This window comes from Modestobacter muralis (assembly GCF_010682105.1).
GTDB classification, from domain to species: domain Bacteria; phylum Actinomycetota; class Actinomycetes; order Mycobacteriales; family Geodermatophilaceae; genus Modestobacter; species Modestobacter muralis.
This window is the reverse complement of record NZ_JAAGWH010000049.1, coordinates 136,568-157,206: the sequence shown is the minus strand read 5'-3', so window position 1 is coordinate 157,206 and position 20,639 is coordinate 136,568. Positions and strand designations below refer to the sequence as shown.

Sequence of the window (20,639 nt, the reverse complement as noted above, 5' to 3'; positions counted from 1 at the left end):
GGACCCTGCAGCGAGGCCATCAGTCCAGGTCGTCGACGTCGTCGGTGCCACCGCGGGCCAGCCAGGTGGCGAACCGCTCGACCGGCACCTCGAAGTCGGGGTGCTGGTCGACGAAGGCCTGCAGCTGGTCGGCCAGCCAGGCGAGGGAGACCTCTTCCTCGCCCCGCCGGCCGGCCAGCTCCTCGATGCCGCGATCAGTGAAGTACATGGTCGGGCGCCTCAGTCGGCGAAGGCCCGGGCGACCAGCGCGCGCTGCTCGACCTCGTGCACCTTCGCCGAGCCGACCGCCGGGCTGGCCGAGGCCTTGCGGCTGACCCGGCGCAGGGTGCGCCCGGCCGGCAGCTGCTGGGGCAGGTTGCAGGCCATGAACTGCCAGGCGCCCATGTTCGCCGGCTCCTCCTGCACCCAGACCACGTCGGTGGCCTCGGGGTAGGCGGACAGCGCCTCGGCGATCTCCTCGTCCGGCAGCGGGTAGAGCTGCTCGACCCGCAGCACGGCCGTGGTCGTGTTCTTCTCGGCCTCGCGCTGGGCCAGGAGCTCGTAGCTGACCTTGCCGCTGCACAGCAGCACCCGGTGCACGGCGGAGGCGTCCAGTGGCTGCCCGGCCAGGCCCGGGTCGGGCAGCACCGGACGGAAGCGCTGGTCGGTGAAGTCGGCGACCGAGCTGACCGCGGCCTTGGCGCGCAGCAGCGACTTCGGCGTGAACACCACCAGCGGGCGGTGCACCTCGCTCAGCGCCTGGCGGCGCAGCAGGTGGAAGTAGTTCGCCGGGGTCGAGCAGTTGGCGACGGTCATGTTGTTCTCCGCCGACAGCTGCAGGAAGCGCTCGATGCGGCCGCTGGAGTGGTCGGGCCCCTGCCCCTCCAGCCCGTGCGGCAGCAGCAGGACCACGCCGGAGCGCTGACCCCACTTGGCCTCACCGCTGCTGATGAACTCGTCGATCACCATCTGCGCACCGTCGACGAAGTCGCCGAACTGCGCCTCCCACAGCACCAGCGCCTTGGGGTTGGCCACGGAGTAGCCGTACTCGAAACCGAGCGCGGCGTACTCGCTCAGCAGCGAGTCGTAGACGAAGAACTTCGCCTGGTCCGGCGTGAGGTGCGCCAGCGGGGCGTGCTCGGCGGCGTTCTCCCGGTCGATGAGCACCGAGTGCCGCTGCACGAAGGTGCCGCGGCGGGAGTCCTGGCCGGCCAGCCGCACGGACACGCCCTGCATCAGCAGCGACCCGAAGGCCAGCAGCTCGCCCATCGCCCAGTCGACGCCGCCCTCGCTGGTCATCGCCGAGCGGCGCTCCAGCATCTTCTGCAGCTTCGGGTGGACGGTGAAGTCCACCGGCAGCGCGACCTGCGCGTCGCCGACGGTCTTGAGCACCTCGAGGGTGACCGCGGTGTCGACCGTGGCCTGCTGCGGGGAGCGGGGGTCCATGACCGGGCCGGGGCCCGAGGTGTCGCTGGCGTCGTGGGTCTCGGCGAAGGCCCGCTCCAGCTGCTCGCGGTAGTCCTTCAGCGCCTCCTCGGCCTCGGCCAGGGTGATGTCGCCCCGGCCGACCAGCGCCTCGGTGTAGAGCTTCCGGACCGAGCGCTTGCGGTCGATGATGTCGTACATCAGCGGCTGGGTCATCGAGGGGTCGTCGCCCTCGTTGTGGCCCCGGCGGCGGTAGCAGACCAGGTCGATGACGACGTCCTTCTTGAACGCCTGCCGGTAGTCGACGGCCAGCTTCGCCACCCGGACGCAGGCCTCGGGGTCGTCGCCGTTCACGTGGAAGACCGGGGCGCCGATCATCCGCGCGACGTCGGTCGAGTACAGGCTCGAGCGCGAGTGCGCGGGGCTGGTGGTGAACCCGACCTGGTTGTTGATGACCACGTGCACGGTGCCGCCGGTGCGGTAGCCGCGCAGCTGGGAGAGGTTGAGCGTCTCCTGGACCACGCCCTGGCCGGCGAACGCCGCGTCACCGTGCAGCAGCACCGGGAGCACGGTGAACCCGTCGGGGCCCTTGTCGAGCATGTCCTGCTTGGCCCGCACGATCCCCTCGAGCACCGGGTTGACCGTCTCCAGGTGGCTGGGGTTGCTGGCCAGCGAGACGGCGATCGAGCGGCCCTCGTGGGAGAAGGTGCCCTCGGCGCCCAGGTGGTACTTCACGTCGCCGGAGCCCTGCACGGTGCCCGGGTCGATGTTGCCCTCGAACTCACCGAAGATCTTGGCGTAGCTCTTGCCCAGCACGTTGGCCAGCACGTTCAGCCGGCCGCGGTGGGCCATGCCGATCGCCACCTCGTCCAGCCCGTACTCGGTGGAGGCCAGCAGCACCTCGTCCAGCAGCGGGATGACCGACTCGCCGCCCTCGAGGCTGAACCGCTTCTGCCCGACGTACTTGGTCTGCAGGAAGGTCTCGAATGCCTCTGCGGCGTTGAGCCGGCCCAGCACCCGCTTCTGCTTGGTCCGGGTGGGCTGGTCGTGCTTGACCTCGATCCGCTCCTGGAGCCAGCGGCGCTCCTCGACGTCGGTGATGTGCATGTACTCGATGCCGACCGTGCGGCAGTAGGACTGCCGCAGGACGCCGAGGATGTCGCGCAGCGGCATGGTGCGCTCGCCGGCGAACCCGCCGACGGGGAACTGGCGGTCGAGGTCCCACAGGGTCAGCCCGTGCTGGACGATGTCCAGATCGGGGTGGGTGCGGACCTTGAACTCCAGCGGGTCGGTGTCGGCCATCAGGTGGCCGTTGCGCCGGTAGGCCTCGATGACCTCGATGACCCGGGCTTCCTTGGCGATCTGGCCCTCGTGCGCGACCCGCTTGTCGGCGACCCAGCGGACCGGCTCGTAGGGCACCCGCAGCGAGCGGAAGACCTGGTCGTAGAACCCGTCCTCGCCCAGCAGCAGCCCGTGCATCCGGCGCAGGAAGTCACCGGACTCCGCGCCCTGGATCACCCGGTGGTCGTAGGTGGAGGTCAGCGTGATGATCTTCGAGACGGCCATCTCGGCCAGCGCCTCGCGGCTCATCCCCTGGAACTCGGCCGGGTAGTCCATCGCGCCGACGCCGACGATGGTGCCCTGGCCGGTGGTCAGCCGCGGCACCGAGTGGTTGGTGCCGATCGTGCCCGGGTTGGTCAGGCTGATCGTGGTGCCGGAGAAGTCCTCCATGGTCAGCTTGTTGGCCCGGGCCCGGCGGATGACCTCCTCGTAGGCCCCCCAGAACTCCGCGAAGTCCATCTCCTCGGCGCCCTTGATGGAGGCGACGACGAGCGACCGCGAGCCGTCGGGCTTGGGCAGGTCGATGGCCAGGCCGAAGTTCACGTGCTCCGGGGTCACCAGCACCGGCTTGCCGTCGACCTCGGCGAACGCGTTGTTCATGTTCGGGAAGTCGTCGAGGGCCCGGACCAGCGCGTAGCCGATCAGGTGCGTGAAGGACACCTTGCCGCCGCGGGCGCGGGCCAGGTGGTTGTTGATGACGATGCGGTTGTCGACCAGGAGCTTGGCCGGCACCGCTCGCACGCTCGTGGCCGTGGGCACGGTCAGCGAGGCGTTCATGTTCTTGACCACGGCGGCGGCCGCGCCGCGCAGCGGGGTGCGCGTGGGGCCGCCGTCCTCACCGCCGGCCGCGGGCTTGGCGGCGGGCTTGGCGGCGGGCCTGGCCGGGGCGGCCGGCTGCTGCTGCGAGGCGCGCTCGGCGGCCCGGGCCACCACGGTGCCCTCGGACCGGGCGTCGGCGGTGGTCGCCCGCGAGGCCTGCGCGGGGGCGGCCGGTGCAGCCGGGGCGGCCTGCGGTGCGGCGGGCGCCGTAGTCGCGGGCCGGGCCGGCGCCGGGGTGGGCGCAGCGGCAGCCGGCGGCGGGGTGGCCGGGGTCGCGGCGACAGGCGCCTCGGCACCGTCGCCGCCGCCGGGGCGGAAGTCGGCGAAGAAGTCGTGCCACGCCTGGTCCACGCTCCGTGGATCGGCGAGGTACTGCTGGTACATCTCCTCCACCAGCCACTCGTTGGTGCCGAAGCCCGCCACCGGGTTGGCGGAGTGGGCAGGGGAGGGCTGGGGTGAGCTCATGCTTGACACAGGGTCGAGTGCCTTCTTCGTCGATGGACGTCGTTGGACCGGGTGCCGACTTTACGCCCCGCCCCTCGACCCGGGCTGATCATGCGTGACGTGGCGCACGTGTCACCGCTCACCGTGCCCGGAGCGCCGCTCGGCCACCCCGCGGGCGAGGCCGGGCGACGCGCCGGGGCGGTCCTCAGACGACGTCCCGCCGGACGGCGAACAGGGTGCCGAGCAGGGAGAACACCAGCGCGTAGGCCAGCAGCACCAGCCCGCCCTGCCAGGCGCTGAGCAGGTCGGTGAGGTCGAACGTGGCCGTCATCGCCTCGAGCGCGCCGCCGGGCAGCCACTTGTAGAAGCCCTGGGTCGCCGGGATGCTCCTGATGACGCCCTCGACGACGAACAGGTAGACCAGCGCGCCGACGATCGCGCCGACCTGGTTGCGCAGCAGCGCCCCGACGCCGACCCCGATCACGGTGAAGAGGACCAGCGCGGCCCAGACGCCGCCGAGCACGCGCAGGTTGTCCCCGGTGAGCGAGGGGCCGTCGCCCTTGGCGCCCGCGTACACCGACACCACGAGCACGTTCGCGGCCATGACGACGAGGGCCATCGGGACCGCCGCCAGCGCGTAGGCGACCAGTTTGGCGATCACGACCCGGCCGCGCTGCGGGGTGGCCAGGAAGGTCGGCGTGGCAGTCCGGTGCCGGTACTCCTGGGTGATCCCGATGATGCCCAGCACGACGAACAGGATGTTGGCGTTGGCCGACACGGCCAGGGCCAACTGCTCGTAGGGCGGCGTGCCCACCGGGGCGATGCCGCTGTCGGCGTTGCCGGCGAACGCGGTGAACAGCGCGGCGAAGCCGCCGACCAGCAGGCAGGAGCCCAGCAGCAGGCCGATCCACACCCGGGTCGTCAGCAGCTTGGTCCACTCGGCAGCCACCAGGCGGCCCATCACGCGGCGTCCTTCCCGGCCGGACCGGCGGCGTACTGCTCGGAGCCGGCGGTGAGCCGGAAGTAGACCTCTTCCAGTCCGCTCGCGTGGGCGCGCAGCTCGTGCAGCTCGACCCCGCCGGTGAAGGCCCGCGCGCCGATCTCGGCGGTGGTCAGGCCGCTCACGGTCAGCCCGTCCGGGACGCCGTCGGTGGTCACCGCGGTCGCCCCCGCGCTGCGCAGCAGCTCGGCCAGCACGGCGGCCTGCGGACTGCGCACCAGCACGTCGCCGCTGCCGGCGCCGGCCCGCAACTCGGCCATCGAGCCCTGTCGCACGAGCCTGCCCGCGCCCACGATCACCACGCGGTCGACGGTCTGCTCGACCTCCGACAGCAGGTGGCTGGACACCAGCACGGTGCGGCCCTGGTCGTGAGAGAGGTGGCGGAGGAACCCGCGCAGCCACTGGATGCCCTCGGGGTCCAGGCCGTTGGCCGGCTCGTCGAGGACCAGCACCGCGGGGTCGCCCAGCAGGGCGGTCGCCAGCCCCAGCCGCTGGCGCATGCCGAGTGAGTAGCCGCCCGCGCGACGCCGTCCGGCCGGGCCCAGACCCACCTGGTCGAGCACCTCGTCGGCGCGGCCGACCGGCAGGCCGGCGGCGCGGGCGTAGACGCGCAGGTGGTCGCGTCCGCTGCGGGCGGGGTGGAAGGCGGTCTCGAGCACCGCGCCGACCTGGCGCATCGGCTCGGGCAGCGCCGTGTACGGGACGCCGTTGAAGGCCGTCCCGCCCCGGTCGGGGGTGATGAGCCCGAGGGCCATCCGCAGCGTCGTGGTCTTGCCGGCCCCGTTCGGTCCGAGGAAGCCGGTCACCTGCCCGGGCTCGACGGTGAAGCTGAGGTCGTCGACCGCTCGTACCTGTCCGAAGGTCTTGGTGAGGCCCTGCACGTCGACCCGCACCGGGTCGACCACGACCTGTCTGGCGCTGCTGATCTCGTCCTCCTCGCCGGCGCGCCGGCCGGTCCGGCGCCGCGGCCATCCTGGCGCAGCCCGGCCCGTCGAGGGGCGTCCCGGACCACCGCGTCGGGGATCGGCCCGGCAGCGGGTGCCCGGCGGTCGGCTAGGTTCGACCGCCGTGAGCGCCGTCCCGCGGACCGACCGCTGACCGGGGCCGGGTCCGGGCCGCCCTCCGGCGGCACCGACCCCCGCGAGGCCCTCGAGCAGCTGCTCCTGGGCGGGCCGCGCCGCTACACCCGGGGCCAGGTCTCCGCGCTGGCCGGGATGCCGCCCGAGCGCACCCAGCGGCTGTGGCGGGCCCTGGGCTTCGCCGACGTCGCCGACGACGACCCCGCGTTCACCGACGCCGACGTCACCGCGCTGGCCCGGCTGTCGGCGCTGATCGACTCCGGCTTCGTCGGCGCCGGCGCGGAGGCCTCGGTCGCCCGCGCGATGGGCCAGTCGCTGGCCCGGCTGGCCGACTGGCAGACCGACATGCTCGCCGGCCAGCTGGCTGCCGCCGAGGGGGAGGACGTGGGTGCCGACGTCGTCGCGGCGACCGAGGACCTGCTGCCGCTGATGGCCGAGCTGCAGGACTACGTGTGGCGCCGGCACCTGACCGCCAACGCCGGCCGGCTGTTCGCCACCGGACCGGGCGCGGTCGACCGGCGCGAGCTGGCCGTCGGGTTCGCCGACCTGGTGGGCTACACCTCCCGCTCGCGCGGCATGGGCGGGCGGGAGCTGGGCGCCATGGTCGAGGACTTCGAGGGCCTGGCCGCCGACCTCATCGCCCGGCACCGCGGCCGGGTGGTCAAGACCGTCGGTGACGCCGTGCTCTACACCTGCACCGACCCGGTGGACGCCGTGGAGATCGCGCTGCGGCTGCCCGACGAGTGGGCGGCCCCCGACCGGCCGCCGCTGCGGGTCGGCGCGGCCTTCGGCCCGGTCCTCACCCGGCTCGGCGACGTCTACTCCCCGGTGGTGAACCTGGCCAGCCGGCTGACCTCGATCGCCCGGCCGGCCACCGTGCTGGTCGACGAGCAGCTGGCCCGCCAGTTGCGCGGGGTGCCCGCCTACCGGGTGCGGCCGCTGCGCCGGGTCTCGGTGCGTGGCTACGACCACCTGCAGCCCTGGCTGGTCCGCCGCCGGGGCACCGAGGACGACGAGGCCCCCGGGGTGACCGCCCTGGAGCAGTTGCTCGACGAGATCGCCGACGACGTGCTCGACTCCCCGGACGGCGGGGGCCGGCTGGACTGACGGCGGAACCCGTTCGCGGCGCGGGCAGCCCGGTCGGCACGATGTGCAGGTGTCCGCCACCCTGCTCGCCCGTTCCCTCGCCGCCGGTCACGGCGCCCGGGTCCTGTTCGCCGACCTCGACCTGGTCGTCGCTCCCGGCGACGTCGTCGGCCTGGTCGGGGTCAACGGCGCCGGGAAGTCGACCCTGCTGAAGACCCTGGCCGGCGTCCTGCCCGCCGAGGCCGGGGAGATCGTGCTCAGCCCGCCGTCGGCGAGCGTCGGCTACCTGCCGCAGGAGCACGAGCGGCTGCCGGGGGAGACGGTGCTCGACGCCCTCGCCCGGCGCACCGGCGTCGCCGACGCCCAGCGGGTCATGGACGACGCCCTCGAGGCGCTGACCGCGGGTGAGGACGGCGCCGACGACGCCTACGCCGACGCCCTGGAGCGGTGGCTGGCCCTGGGCGGCGCCGACCTGGCCGAGCGGTCGGCGGAGGTGGTCGCCGAGGTCGCGCCCGGGGTGGGCCTGGACGCGGCGATGACCGGGCTGTCCGGCGGGCAGGCCGCCCGGGTGGGGCTGGCCTCGCTGCTGCTGTCGCGCTACGACGTCCTGCTGCTCGACGAGCCCACCAACGACCTGGACCTGGCCGGGCTGGAGCAGCTGGAGCGCTTCGTCACCCGGCTGCGCACCGGGGTGGTGCTGGTCAGCCACGACCGCGAGTTCCTGGCCCGCACCGTCACCCGGGTCGTCGAGCTGGACCTGGCCCAGCAGTTGGTGCGGGTGCACGACGGCGGTTACGAGGCCTACCTCGTCGAGCGGGAGGTCGCCCGCCGGCACGCCCGCGAGGAGTTCGAGGAGTTCGCCGACACGAAGGCCTCGCTCGAGGCGCGCGGGCAGATGCAGCGCAACTGGATGGCCAAGGGCGTGCGCGACTCGATCAAGAAGTCCAAGGACGGCGACAAGCACATCAAGGCCGCCAACCGGGCCAGCTCGGAGAAGCAGGCGGCCAAGGCCAAGCAGACCGAGCGGCGGATCGAGCGGCTGGAGGTGGTCGAGGAGCCGCGCAAGGAGTGGGAGCTGCGGATGGAGATCGCCCCCGCGCCCCGCTCGGGCACCGTCGTCGCCACGCTCAACGGCGCCGTCGTCCGGCGCGGGTCGTTCACCCTCGGCCCGCTGGACCTGCAGGTCGCCTGGGGTGACCGGGTGGCGATCACCGGGGCCAACGGCAGCGGCAAGTCCACGCTGCTGGGCGCGCTGCTCGGCCGCGTGCCGCTGGCGGAGGGGACGGCGACGCTGGGCTCCGGCGTCCGGCTGGGCGAGGTCGACCAGGTGCGCGGCCTGTTCCTGGGCGAGGAGCCGCTGGCCTCGGCGTTCGGCGCCGAGGTGCCCGACCTGCCCGACGCCGAGGTGCGCACGCTGCTGGCGAAGTTCGGGCTGCGCGCCGACCACGTGCTGCGCCCGGCCGGCACCCTGTCGCCGGGGGAGCGGACCCGGGCGGCGCTGGCGCTGCTGCAGGCCCGCGGGGTGAACGTGCTGGTGCTCGACGAGCCGACCAACCACCTGGACCTGGCGGCGATCGAGCAGCTGGAGCAGGCGCTGGCCGACTACCCGGGCACGCTGCTGCTGGTGACGCACGACCGGCGGATGCTCGACGCCGTGCACACCACGCGCCGGTTCGCCGTCGCCGGCGGTCGGGTGACGGAGGACTGAGACGACCCGGAGACGACTCCGCCCGCTCGGCCGGGGGCCGAGCGGGCGGGGAGTCGCGGTACGAGCGCGGGGCTGGTGGTGCCCCCGGCAGGATTCGAACCTGCGCCCCTGCCTCCGGAGGGCAGTGCTCTATCCCCTGAGCTACGGGGGCTCGTACGTGCGGTGCTGCGGTCGTGCCGTGGTGCGCGCGCTCCGCTCTCGCTCGGCGCCGGTGGGACGTTACCAGCCGTCGTCCCAGGCCCGGTGAGGGGCTCCGGTGGCGAGCCGGCCGACGGTCAGGGGGCCGGCAGCGGGACTCCACCGCGGGCTCGCAGCATCTGCTCCATGGTCGTGGTCTCCGCGGTCTGGCTCTGCGCGATCGAGCGGGCCAGGCTGGCGACCGCGGGCTCGGACGCGTGGTCCTCGCCGTACTCGGCCATCTCCAGCCCGCCCTGGTGGTGGCGGGTCATCAGCTGCAGGAACAGCACGTCGAAGGCCGGCCCGGACTCCCCGCGCAGCTCGGTCAGCTCGGTCTCGGTGGCCATGCCGGGCATCACCGCGCCGTCGGCGGCGGCCGCCGGGTCGACGTCGTGCCCGGACATGCCGCCCATGACGTGCCCGGACATCGCGCCGTCGTCCATCCAGCCCATGACCTCGCCGCTGGTGGCCGGCAGGCCCCACAACGCCAGCCAGCCCTGCATCCGGCCCGCCTGGTTGGTCTGGGTCGCGGAGATGTCGAAGGCCAGTCGGCGCACCTCGTCGTCGGAGCTGTGGGTGAGCGCCATGTCGGCCATCTCGACGGCCTGCAGGTGGTGGCGGGACATGTCCCGGGAGAACCCCGCGTCGACCGAGTCGGCCGCCGGGGTGTCGCTGCGCCCGATCCCGGCGGCCACCGCCAGCCCACCGCCGGCCACCAGCAGGCCGACGGCGATGACCGCGACGAGGACGGCGGTCAGCGCCCGGCGGGCCGGGGGAGCGGTGGGCTGGGTCATCGGGTGCCTCTCACGAGTGGCCGCGGCGCGCTGCCGCGGCCGGGTGCGCCGGGGTCAGGGCGCGGGGGTCTCGCTGACCGGCGCGTCGCTGGGCACGGCGGTGCCACCGACCCGGGTCTGGTCGCCGGCGACGAGCGGGTCGGAGATGAACGCGGGGTTCGAGCAGGTGGCGCCGGGCTCGGGGGAGAAGTCGGCGTTGAACACCATGAAGTCGGCGAACTGCTCGACGCGCTCGTCGGCGGCGGAGTCGACGAACACCTGGTGGTTCCACGACTGCAGGCTGATGGGGGAGGTCAGCCCGGCATAGGGAGACAACATCATGCCCTGCCGGCCGTCGACGAGCTCCTTGAGCGTGTCGAGTTCGCCGTCGGCGATGGTGTCGGGGTTGTAGCTGACCCAGACGGCGCCGTGCTCGAGGCTGTGCACTGCGTTCTCGTGCCGGACGTCGACGTCGTAGACCGTGCCGGTGCAGTCGGCCCACTCGTTGTCGTGCGGGCCGCCGACCGGGGGCGACTCGGTGTAGGTGACCGGTGTGGTGACGTGCTGGGCACCGGCGTACTCGAAGGTGCCCAGGCCGGCGATCTGGTCGGCCGAGGTCACCTTGTCGGCGTTGGACCGGTTGACGGTGACGACGGCGTAACCGAGGACGGCGACGGCGAACACCGCGACCGCGACGGCGGCGGCGATCAGGCCCCAGGGCCGCTGCGGGGTCACCACGTTGACCGGCGGGCGGGTGCGGCCCTTCCCTCCGGGGGTGCGCCCGCCGGACGAGCCGGCTCGGGTGGCGCCACCGTTCTGGGGCTTGGGGTCCTTGGCCACTGCCGCTCCTGACTGCTCTGCGTGGGGGTGCTCCGCGTCGGGGTGCACCGCGTCCCGGGGAGGCGCAGGTCCTCCGCCGTCCGCCGGACAGTGGTCCCGTCCGGCGGCAGCGAGTGTAGGTCGCCACCCTGTGGGGAACGGGCTCCCGCGGACGGCTGCGGGTGTCGGCGTGCTCACCCTGTGGGACGCACGGCGGGCTGGTCAGAACAGGGGTGCGCCGCTCCGTACGATCGAGCGGTGACACCCGAGCAGCTCAGCGACGTCGTCCGGTCCGCAGTCGCGGCGGCCGTGGAGCGCGGCACGCTCGCGGTCGCCGTCCCCGACGTGGTCGTGATCGACCGCCCGAAGAACCCCGAGCACGGCGACTACGCCACCAACATCGCCATGCGGCTGGCCAAGCCGGCCGGCCGGCCGCCCCGCGAGGTCGCCGAGGCCGTGGCCGCCGAGCTGCGCGCGGCCGACGGCGTCGCCGCCGTGGAGATCGCCGGGCCGGGCTTCCTCAACATCACCCTGGCCAAGGACGTCCTGGGCAGGGTCGCGGTCGACACGGTCACGGCAGGGGGGGCCTACGGGCGCACCGACGCCCTGGCCGGGCAGCGGCTGAACCTGGAGTTCGTCTCGGCCAACCCGACCGGGCCGGTGCACATCGGCGGCACCCGGTGGGCCGCCGTCGGCGACGCGCTCGGCCGGCTGCTGACCGCCAGCGGCGCCGAGGTGTCCCGCGAGTACTACTTCAACGACGCCGGCTCCCAGATCGACCGGTTCGCCCAGAGCCTGATGGCCGCGGCGAACGGCCGGCCGGTGCCCGAGGACGGCTACGCCGGCGACTACATCGGCGAGATCGCCGCCCAGGTCGTGGCGGCCGAGCCCGGCGTCCTGGAGCTGCCGGCCGAGGAGCAGCAGGAGCGCTTCCGGGTGCACGGCGTCGAGCTGATGTTCGCCGAGATCAAGCGCAGCCTGGCCGGCTTCGGCGTCGTCTTCGACACGTACTTCTCCGAGAAGACGCTGCACGACAGCGGCGCGCTGGACAAGGCGGTGACCCGGCTCCGGGAGCAGGGCCACGTCTACGAGACCGACGGCGCGGTGTGGCTGCGGACGACGACCTTCGCCGACGACAAGGACCGGGTGCTGGTCAAGAGCGACGGCGAGCCCACCTACTTCGCCGCCGACTGCGCCTACTACCTGGACAAGCGGGAGCGCGGCTTCGACCGGGTCGTGATCATGCTCGGCGCCGACCACACCGGCTACGTGGGCCGGTACAAGGCGCTGGTCGCGGCGATGGGCGACGACCCGGCCACGAACCTGGAGATCCTGATCGGCCAGCTGGTCAACCTGGTCCGCAACGGCGAACCGGTGCGGATGAGCAAGCGGGCCGGCACGGTGGTCAACCTCGAGGACCTGGTCGACGCGATCGGCGCCGACGCCGCCCGGTACGCCCTGGCCCGGGCCTCGGTCGACCAGCAGATCGACCTGGACCTGGACGCCTGGACGAAGAAGACCAACGACAACCCGGTCTTCTACGTCCAGTACGCCCACGCCCGGATCGCCTCGCTGCTGCGCGGCGCGGCCGACCTCGGGCTCCCGCTGGGCGAGGCCGCCGACGTCGACACGGCGCTGCTGGAGACCCAGCGGGAGAGCGACCTGCTGCGGGCGATCGCGGAGTTCCCGGCCGTGGTGTCCTCAGCCGCGGAGCTGCGCGCCCCGCACCGGGTCGCCCGGTACCTGGAGGAGCTGGCCGGCACCTACCACCGCTTCTACGACGCCTGCCGGGTGCTGCCGCGCGGTGACGAGGAGGCCACCCCGCTGACCACCGCCCGGCTGTGGCTGTGCGCGGCGACGGCCACCGTGCTCGCCAACGGACTGACCGTGCTCGGCGTCTCCGCCCCGGAGCGCATGTGACCGCCGACCCCGGGCGGAAGTGGCCACGTCCGCCCCTGCGCGACCGAGAGGACCGACCGTGAGGGCGCACCCCGCCGGGCCGCTGCACGCCGGCATCTCCCCGCCGCCGGCCGCGGGTCCCGCCCCCGACGACCTCGGCGCGCTCGACCCCCTGGTGTGGCCGCGTTCGGCCCGCCGCGTCGACGGCGAGCTGCACCTGGCCGGCCGGTCGGTGACCGACCTGGCGCGTGCGCACGGCACCCCGCTGTTCGTCCTCGACGAGGCCGACTTCCGCAGCCGGGCCGCGGACTTCGCCGACGCCTTCACCGACGCCGACGTCCACTACGCCTCCAAGGCGTTCCTCTGCGGGCAGGTGGCCCGCTGGATCGCCGAGGACGGGCTGCACCTGGACGCCTGCAGCGGCAACGAGCTGGCCGTCGCGCTGGCCGCCGGCTTCCCGGCCGGGCGGATCGCGCTGCACGGCAACAACAAGTCGCTGGTGGAGCTGCAGCTGGCCGTCGACGCCGGCATCGGCCACGTGGTGCTGGACTCCTTCGACGAGATCGAGCGCCTGGTGCCCCTCGCCGCGGACCGGGTGGCCGCCGGGGGCGCGCCGGTACCGGTGCTGATCCGCTCCACGGTCGGCATCGAGGCGCACACCCACGAGTTCATCGCCACCGCCCACGAGGACCAGAAGTTCGGCTTCTCCCTCGCCACCGGGGACGCGCTCACCGCCGCCGTCCGGGTCATCCGGGAGCCGGCGCTGCACCTGTCGGGCCTGCACAGCCACGTCGGGTCGCAGATCTTCGACACCGCCGGGTTCGAGGCCGCCGCGCACCGCGTCGTCGGGCTGATGGGCCAGGTCCACCAGGCCACCGGGGAGGTGCTCGGCGAGCTCAACCTCGGCGGTGGCTTCGGCATCGCCTACCTGTCCGAGGACGACCCGGTCAGCGCCGCCGACGTCGCGGTGAAGCTGCGCTCGGTGGTCGCCGCCGAGTGTGCGGCGCTGGGGCTGCCGGTGCCGCGGCTGGCCGTCGAGCCGGGCCGGGCCATCGCCGGGCCGGGCACGGTGACCCTCTACGAGATCGGCACCATCAAGCCGGTGCGGCTGGGCTCCGGCGGCTCGCCGGGCGCCCCGCTGGTGCGCAACTACGTCTCGGTCGACGGCGGGATGAGCGACAACATCCGCACCGCCCTCTACGACGCCAGCTACACCTGCGTGCTGGCCAACCGCAGCTCCGACGCCCCGCCGGCGCTGTGCCGGGTGGTCGGCAAGCACTGCGAGAGCGGCGACATCCTGGTCCGCGACCTGTGGCTGCCCTCCGACGTCCAGGCCGGCGACCTGCTGGCGGTCGCCGCCACCGGCGCCTACTGCTGGTCGATGGCGAGCAACTACAACTACCTGCTCAAGCCCCCGGTGGTCGCCGTGCGCGACGGTGCGGCCACCGAGATCGTCCGTCGGCAGACACTGGCCGACGTGTTCGCCCTCGACGCCGTCCTCGCCGGCGTCCCCGCCCCCAGCCCGGCGATCGACCAGCCGGCCCCCGAGCACCCGGTCGGAGCAACCTCGTGAGCGAGCCCCTGAAGGTCGCGCTGCTCGGCTGCGGCACCGTCGGCGGCGCCGTGCTGCGCCTGCTGTCCGAGCAGGCCGAGGACCTCGCCGCCCGGGTGGGCCGCCGGATTGAGGTCGCCGGGGTCGCCGTCCGGCGTCCCGACCGGCACCCCGACGTCCCGGCCGACCTGCTCACCACCGACGCGATGGTGCTGGTGACCCGACCCGACGTCGACCTGGTGGTCGAGGTGATCGGCGGCATCGAGCCGGCCCGCTCGCTGCTGCTGGCCGCGATGGCCGCGGGCAAGTCCGTGGTCAGCGCCAACAAGACGCTGCTCGCCGACGACGGCGTCGCGCTGCACGCCGCGGCCGCCGAGGGCGGGGTGGACCTCTACTACGAGGCCGCCGTCGCCGGGGCCATCCCGCTGCTGCGCCCGCTGCGGGAGTCCCTGGCCGGTGACCAGCTGCGCCGGGTCGTGGGCATCGTCAACGGGACGACGAACTACATCCTGTCCCGGATGGCCGAGACCGGCGCCGGCTTCGGCGAGGCGCTGGCCGAGGCCACCGAGCTGGGTTACGCCGAGGCCGACCCGACCGCCGACGTCGACGGCTTCGACGCCGCCGCGAAGGCCGCGATCCTGGCCTCGCTGGCCTTCCACTCCCCGGTGACCGCCGCCGACGTGTACCGCGAGGGCATCTCCGCGGTCTCGGCCACCGATGTCGCCCGGGCCGCGGAGATCGGCTGCACGGTCAAGCTGCTGGCCATCTGCGAGCGGGTCGCCGGGTCCAACGGCGCCGACGACGCGGTCGCCGTCCGGGTGCACCCGGCGATGATCCCGACGACGCACCCGCTGGCCGCGGTCGGCGGGGCGTTCAACGCCGTCTTCGTCGAGGCCGAGGCCGCCGGCGAGCTGATGTTCTACGGACGCGGGGCCGGCGGCGAGCCCACCGCCAGCGCCGTCCTGGGCGACCTGGTCGCCGTCGCCCGCAACCGCATCAACGGCGTGGCCGGCCCCGGGACGACCGGCTACGCCGGGCTGACCGTGCGCCCGATGGCCGACACCCCCACCCGCTACCACGTGAGCCTGGACGTCGCGGACGTGCCGGGCGTGCTGGCCCAGGTCGCGCAGGAGTTCGCCGCGCACGGCGTCAGCATCGCCACCGTCCGCCAGGACGGGCACGGCGACGCCGCCACACTGGTCATCGTCACCCACCGGGCGCCCGACGCGGCGCTGGCCACCACGGTGGAGAAGCTGCGGGAGATGCCCGCTGTCCGGGGCGTCACCAGCGTCCTACGAGTCGAGGGGCTGTCATGACCGGGACGACGTCGAGCGGAGCGGTCCATCCGTTCTGGCCGGGGCTGATCGAGGCCTACCGGGACCGGCTGCCGGTGAGCCCGTCGACGCCGGTGGTGACCCTGCAGGAGGGGGCGACCCCGCTGGTGCCCGCACCGGAGCTCTCCCGCCGCACCGGCTGCGAGGTGTTCCTCAAGGTCGAGGGCGCCAACCCGACCGGGTCGTTCAAGGACCGCGGCATGACGATGGCGATCACCAAGGCCCTCGAGGAGGGCGCCCAGGCCGTCATCTGCGCCTCCACCGGCAACACCAGCGCGAGTGCCGCGGCCTACGCCGCCCGCGCCGGGATGACCTGCGCCGTCCTCGTGCCGCAGGGCAAGATCGCCACCGGCAAGCTCGCCCAGGCGCTGGTGCACGGGGCCAAGCTGCTGCAGGTCGAGGGCAACTTCGACGACTGCCTGGCGCTGGCCAGCAAGCTCGCCATCGACTACCCGGTCAGCCTGGTCAACAGCGTCAACCAGTACCGCATCGAGGGGCAGAAGACGGCCGCGTTCGAGATCGTCGACGTCCTCGGCGACGCCCCGGACGTGCACTGCCTGCCGGTCGGCAACGCCGGCAACATCACCGCCTACTGGCAGGGCTACCGCGAGTACGCCGCTGACGGCACCGCCACGCACACGCCGGCGATGTGGGGCTTCCAGGCCGCCGGCGCCGCGCCGATCGTGACCGGCCGGGTGGTCGAGCGCCCCGAGACGATCGCCACCGCCATCCGGATCGGCAACCCTGCGTCCTGGACCAAGGCGCTGGCCGCCCGGGACGAGTCCGGCGGCCGGATCGACGCCGTCACCGACCGGGCGATCCTGGCCGCCTACCGGCTGCTGGCCCGCAGCGAGGCCGTCTTCGTCGAGCCGGCCTCGGCCGCCTCGGTCGCCGGGCTGCTGCAGGTCGCCGAGGCCGGCGGCCTGGAGCCGGGCCAGCGGGTGGTCTGCACGGTCACCGGCAACGGCCTCAAGGACCCGGAGTGGGCCATCTCCGGAGCGCCGGTGCCGGTCACCGTCCCGGTCGACGCCGCCGCGGCGGCCGCCCAGCTCGGGCTCTGAGCACCACGGTGGGCAACGGGGCCGGGGGAGTCCGCATCCGGGTGCCGGCGACGAGCGCGAACCTCGGGCCGGCCTTCGACTGCGCCGGGTTGGCGCTCACCTGCTGGGACACCCTCGACGTCGCGGTCACCGACGGCGGCCTGGTCGTCGAGGTCTCCGGTGAGGGCGCCGGCGAGCTGCCCACCGACGAGTCGCACCTGGTCGTGCAGGCGTTCCGCGCGGCGTGCGCCGAGCTGGGCTGGACGCCGTCCGGGCTCCGGCTCACCGCACGCAACGGCATCCCGCAGGGCCGGGGGATGGGCTCCTCGGCCGCCGCCGTCACCGCCGGCGTGCTCGCCGCCTGGGCGCTGTGCCCCGACGTGACCGCCGTCGACGACGCGGCCGTGCTGCGGCTGCTGTCGGAGCTGGAGGGCCACCCGGACAACGTCGCGCCGTGCCTGCTGGGCGGGGCGACCCTGTCCTGGACGACGCCGGCCGGCGCCCGGGCGGCCCGGCTGGCCGTCGACCCGACCATCACCCCGGTGCTCTTCGTCCCGGGCACCACGCTGTCGACCCACCTGGCCCGCGGGCTGCTGCCGGCCACCGTGCCGCACGCCGACGCCGCCCACGCCGCCGGCCGCTCGGCGCTGCTCGTGCACGCGCTCACCCGTGACCCGGCGCTGCTCTTCGAGGGCACCGAGGACCGACTGCACCAGCCCCAGCGTGCCGCGGCGATGCCCGCCAGCGCGGAGCTGCTGGCCCGGCTGCGCACCGACGGTCACGCCGCGGTGGTCTCCGGCGCCGGGCCGTGCGTGCTCGCGCTGGCCGTGCTGGGCCCCGACGAGCACCCGGGCGACCCGGCCCCGGCCGCGGCGGTGCGCGAGCTGGCCGCCGCCGTCCCCGAGGGGTGGGCCTGCCTGCCGCTGCGCGTCGACCACGACGGCGCGGTCGTCACCCCGCAGGGGCGTGATCACGGTGCGGTATCGTCTGAGTCGCCTGGAACACACCGGTGACGGACTGTGTTGTGGGCGACGTCAGGCTGTGTCTAGGCTGACGTTGTAGCCGCCTCCGGGCGCGCCTCGAGCGGGGCGTGGGCCGCGATCCGTCGCCGCCGACCTCCTCGCACCTCCACAGACCCGTGCACTCCCCGCCGACGCGGACGTCCTCACCAGGGCTCTCGCCTCAGGGAGCGGGTCACCTCCTGCGCTGGTAGGCGCAGGTCACCGCAGGGAAGGACCTGTACGTGAGCGAGACCACCGACCTCCTCGACGGCGCACCGTCCGACGAGGCAGCCGCCGGCAACGGAGCGGCCGCCCGCTCCCGTCGCCGCGGCACCGGCCTGGCCGGGATGCTGCTGCCCGAGCTGCAGCGCCTGGCCGGCGAGCTGGGCATCGCCGGCACCGGCAAGATGCGCAAGAGCGACCTCGTCGCCGCCATCTCCGAGCGGCAGGTGGGCGGGTCCGGCACCACTGGCTCCGCGCCCGCCGCTGATGCCCCGGCGCCCCGCGCCGACAGCATCCCGGGCGACACCACGCCGCCCGCCCCGAGTGCCCCCGCCTCGGCCGCCCCGCTCGAGGCGCCGGTCAGCGGTGGCGCCAACGGGGGTCCGGTCACCGGCGCCCCCGCGGACGACAGCACCCCGGACGCCGTGGCCGACCCCGCCCCCACCGGCCGTCGCCGCCGCGGCGCCAGCCGTCCCGCCGGCGCCCCGACCGTGGACACCGCCGAGACCGTGACCGAGCCGGCCGTCGCCGACAGTGCCCCGGTCCAGGCCGGCGGCCGCGACGCGCAGGACTCGCAGGTCGAGGCCCGCACCGAGGAGGAGCGCCCGCCGCGCACCCGCCGCGAGCGCGCCGCCCGTGACGGTGGCGACCGTCCGGCTCGTGAGGGTGGCGAGCGTCCCGTGCGTGACGGTGGCGACCGTCCCGCCCGTGACGGTGGCGACCGTCCGGCTCGTGAGGGTGGCGAGCGTCCCGTGCGTGACGGTGGCGACCGTCCCGTGCGTGATGGTGGCGACCGTCCCGTGCGTGATGGTGGCGACCGTCCGGCTCGTGAGGGTGGCGAGCGTCCCGTGCGTGACGGTGGCGACCGTCCGGCCCGTGACGGTGGCGACCGTCCGGCTCGTGAGGGTGGCGAGCGTCCCGTGCGTGACGGTGGCGACCGTCCGGCCCGTGACGGTGCTGACCGTCCGGCTCGTGATGGTGGCGAGCGTCCGGCGCGTGACGGTGCTGACCGCCCGGCCCGTGACGGTGCCGACCGCGATGACCGCAACCGTGACGGCGCTGCCCGCGACGGCGAGGAGCGGGGCGGCCGCAACCGCAACCGCAACGCCAACGACGGTGCCCGCGACGGCCGCGACGGGCGTGACGCCGGGCGGGACGGTGCCCGCACGGACACCCGCACCGAGCGCCCCGACGCCGCGCGCGCCGACCGTGACGCCCGCCCCGACGAGGACGACGACGACTTCGACGGCCGTGGCCGCCGGGGTCGCCGGTACCGCGACCGCAACCGCCGCGGCGGCAACGCCCCCGGTGGCCGCGAGCGCTTCGACTCCGGTGAGCCCGCCGTCAGCGACGACGACGTCCTGCTGCCGGTCGCCGGCATCCTGGACGTGCTGGACAGCTACGCCTTCGTGCGCACGTCCGGCTACCTCACCGGCCCGAACGACGTCTACGTCTCCCTGGCCCAGGTGCGCCGCTACGGCCTGCGCCGCGGTGACGCGATCACCGGTGCGGTCCGTCAGCCCCGTGAGGGCGAGAAGAAGGACAAGTACAACGCGCTCGTCCGGCTCGAGTCGGTCAACGGCCTGGACCCCGAGCAGGCCAAGGACCGGCCGGAGTTCACCAAGCTGACCCCGCTCTACCCGCAGGACCGCCTGCGGCTGGAGACCGAGTCGCACCTGATGACGACCCGGATCATGGACCTGGTCATGCCGATCGGGAAGGGCCAGCGCGCCCTGATCGTCAGCCCGCCCAAGGCCGGCAAGACCATGGTGCTGCAGTCGATCGCCAACGCCATCGCGGTGAACAACCCCGAGGTCCACCTCATGGTCGTGCTCGTCGACGAGCGGCCCGAGGAGGTCACCGACATGCAGCGCTCGGTGAAGGGCGAGGTCATCGCCTCGACCTTCGACCGGCCGCCGGCCGACCACACCACGGTCGCGGAGCTGTCGATCGAGCGGGCCAAGCGCCTGGTCGAGATGGGCCACGACGTCGTCGTCCTGCTGGACTCGATCACCCGGCTGGGCCGCGCCTACAACCTGGCGGCCCCCGCCAGCGGGCGCATCCTCTCCGGTGGCGTCGACTCCACGGCGCTCTACCCGCCGAAGCGCTTCCTCGGTGCCGCCCGCAACATCGAGAACGGCGGCTCGCTGACGATCATCGCCTCGGCGCTGGTCGAGACCGGGTCGACGATGGACACGGTCATCTTCGAGGAGTTCAAGGGCACCGGGAACGCCGAGCTCAAGCTCGACCGGCGGCTGGCCGACAAGCGGGTCTTCCCCGCCGTCGACGTGAACGCCTCCAGCACCCGCAAGGAGGAGATCCTCCTCTCCCCGGACGAGCTGGCGATCGTGATCAAGCTGCGCCGGGTGCTCTCGGCCCTGGAGCCCCAGCAGGCCCTCGAGCTGCTGCTCGACCGCATGCGCAAGACCCGCAACAACATCGAGTTCCTCATGCAGGTCCAGAAGACGACCCTGGGCCTGGGCGAGAAGGACTGAGGAAGGACCCTCTCGCCCCCCACCGCGAGCACGCTCGCGGTGGGGCCCTGCGAGGGGGCCGTTCCATCACCTCGCGAGGGCCGTACACTGGTCCATCGAGCCTTCGTCGCGTGGGTCGGCCAGACCCCGGCGGCGTGTGAGACACCAGACCACGAGACCAGAGAGAGGGTGTACCGGCATGAAGGCCGACATCCACCCGGACTACCACGTCACCACGGTGACCTGCGGTTGCGGCAACACGTTCCAGACCAAGAGCACGGCGGCCGGCGGCACCATGACCGTCGAGACCTGCTCGGCCTGCCACCCGTTCTACACGGGCAAGCAGCGCATCCTGGACACCGGTGGCCGCGTCGCCCGCTTCGAGAAGCGGTTCGGCAAGCGCAACACCGGCGCCAGCACCGACGCCGAGAAGTAGCACCCCCGACGGCGCCTGTGCCGCTCTCCCC

Annotated in this window: 15 protein-coding genes and 1 tRNA gene; 9 read left to right on the top strand and 7 right to left on the bottom strand. The window is 74.0% G+C overall.

Annotated elements, in window-relative coordinates; all coding sequences use genetic code 11:
* Positions 1–19: 19 nt before the first annotated feature.
* The 4 genes from GCU67_RS16380 to GCU67_RS16365 form a co-directional block, all read right to left on the bottom strand.
* The gene (locus GCU67_RS16380; RefSeq protein WP_163612269.1) at positions 20–208 is read right to left on the bottom strand and encodes a DUF6104 family protein; all 189 of its coding nucleotides are present in this window, start codon (positions 206–208) and stop codon (positions 20–22) included.
* 11 nt (positions 209–219) lie between these two features.
* On the bottom strand, positions 220–4,029 hold the full coding sequence (locus GCU67_RS16375) for a multifunctional oxoglutarate decarboxylase/oxoglutarate dehydrogenase thiamine pyrophosphate-binding subunit/dihydrolipoyllysine-residue succinyltransferase subunit (protein ID WP_163612268.1): 3,810 nt from the start codon (positions 4,027–4,029) through the stop codon (positions 220–222).
* A 184-nt stretch (positions 4,030–4,213) separates the two neighbouring features.
* Positions 4,214–4,969, bottom strand: coding sequence for an ABC transporter permease (locus GCU67_RS16370; RefSeq protein ID WP_163612444.1), 756 nt, complete (start codon positions 4,967–4,969; stop codon positions 4,214–4,216).
* Positions 4,969–5,913, bottom strand: coding sequence for an ATP-binding cassette domain-containing protein (locus GCU67_RS16365; protein WP_163612267.1), 945 nt, complete (start codon positions 5,911–5,913; stop codon positions 4,969–4,971). Before GCU67_RS16365 ends, GCU67_RS16370 begins: the two co-directional genes overlap by 1 nt.
* Positions 5,914–6,222: 309 nt before the next feature.
* On the opposite strand from GCU67_RS16365, the gene GCU67_RS16360 reads away from it, so the two are divergent.
* Both GCU67_RS16360 and GCU67_RS16355 read left to right on the top strand, forming a co-directional pair.
* A complete protein-coding gene (locus GCU67_RS16360; protein WP_246215205.1) occupies positions 6,223–7,194 on the top strand; it encodes an adenylate/guanylate cyclase domain-containing protein in 972 nt (323 codons plus the stop codon).
* A 49-nt stretch (positions 7,195–7,243) separates the two neighbouring features.
* Entirely contained in the window at positions 7,244–8,881 is a 1,638-nt protein-coding gene (locus tag GCU67_RS16355; protein ID WP_163612266.1) for an ATP-binding cassette domain-containing protein, read from the top strand.
* Between the two features lie 76 nt (positions 8,882–8,957).
* On the opposite strand, the gene GCU67_RS16350 is transcribed toward GCU67_RS16355, so the two are convergent.
* From GCU67_RS16350 to GCU67_RS16340, 3 genes are all read right to left on the bottom strand, one after another.
* Positions 8,958–9,032: transfer RNA gene (locus GCU67_RS16350), tRNA-Arg, on the bottom strand.
* A gap of 124 nt (positions 9,033–9,156) precedes the next feature.
* The gene (locus GCU67_RS16345; protein WP_163612265.1) at positions 9,157–9,852 is read right to left on the bottom strand and encodes a DUF305 domain-containing protein; all 696 of its coding nucleotides are present in this window, start codon (positions 9,850–9,852) and stop codon (positions 9,157–9,159) included.
* Positions 9,853–9,906: 54 nt separating this feature from the next.
* Positions 9,907–10,671: a DUF3105 domain-containing protein gene (locus GCU67_RS16340; RefSeq protein WP_163612264.1), complete on the bottom strand. Its 765-nt coding sequence runs from the start codon at positions 10,669–10,671 to the stop codon at positions 9,907–9,909.
* A gap of 237 nt (positions 10,672–10,908) precedes the next feature.
* Here GCU67_RS16340 and argS point away from each other — a divergent pair, with 237 nt between their 5' ends.
* The 7 genes from argS to rpmE all read left to right on the top strand — a co-directional run bounded on the left by argS (position 10,909) and on the right by rpmE (position 20,608).
* The gene (gene argS / locus GCU67_RS16335; protein ID WP_163612263.1) at positions 10,909–12,570 is read left to right on the top strand and encodes an arginine--tRNA ligase; all 1,662 of its coding nucleotides are present in this window, start codon (positions 10,909–10,911) and stop codon (positions 12,568–12,570) included.
* A gap of 58 nt (positions 12,571–12,628) precedes the next feature.
* The gene (gene lysA / locus GCU67_RS16330; protein WP_163612262.1) at positions 12,629–14,122 is read left to right on the top strand and encodes a diaminopimelate decarboxylase; all 1,494 of its coding nucleotides are present in this window, start codon (positions 12,629–12,631) and stop codon (positions 14,120–14,122) included.
* Positions 14,119–15,417: a homoserine dehydrogenase gene (locus GCU67_RS16325; RefSeq protein WP_163612261.1), complete on the top strand. Its 1,299-nt coding sequence runs from the start codon at positions 14,119–14,121 to the stop codon at positions 15,415–15,417. Before lysA ends, GCU67_RS16325 begins: the two co-directional genes overlap by 4 nt.
* Positions 15,414–16,496, top strand: a complete 1,083-nt coding sequence (gene thrC, locus GCU67_RS16320) for a threonine synthase (protein WP_163612260.1) — start codon at positions 15,414–15,416, stop codon at positions 16,494–16,496. The genes GCU67_RS16325 and thrC overlap by 4 nt, the downstream gene beginning before the upstream one ends.
* Positions 16,497–16,537: 41 nt before the next feature.
* A complete protein-coding gene (gene thrB / locus GCU67_RS16315; RefSeq protein ID WP_163612258.1) occupies positions 16,538–17,488 on the top strand; it encodes a homoserine kinase in 951 nt (316 codons plus the stop codon).
* A gap of 230 nt (positions 17,489–17,718) precedes the next feature.
* A complete protein-coding gene (gene rho / locus GCU67_RS16310; RefSeq protein ID WP_163612257.1) occupies positions 17,719–20,193 on the top strand; it encodes a transcription termination factor Rho in 2,475 nt (824 codons plus the stop codon).
* Between the two features lie 178 nt (positions 20,194–20,371).
* Entirely contained in the window at positions 20,372–20,608 is a 237-nt protein-coding gene (gene rpmE, locus GCU67_RS16305; protein WP_163612256.1) for a 50S ribosomal protein L31, read from the top strand.
* The last annotated feature ends 31 nt before the right edge of the window (positions 20,609–20,639 follow it).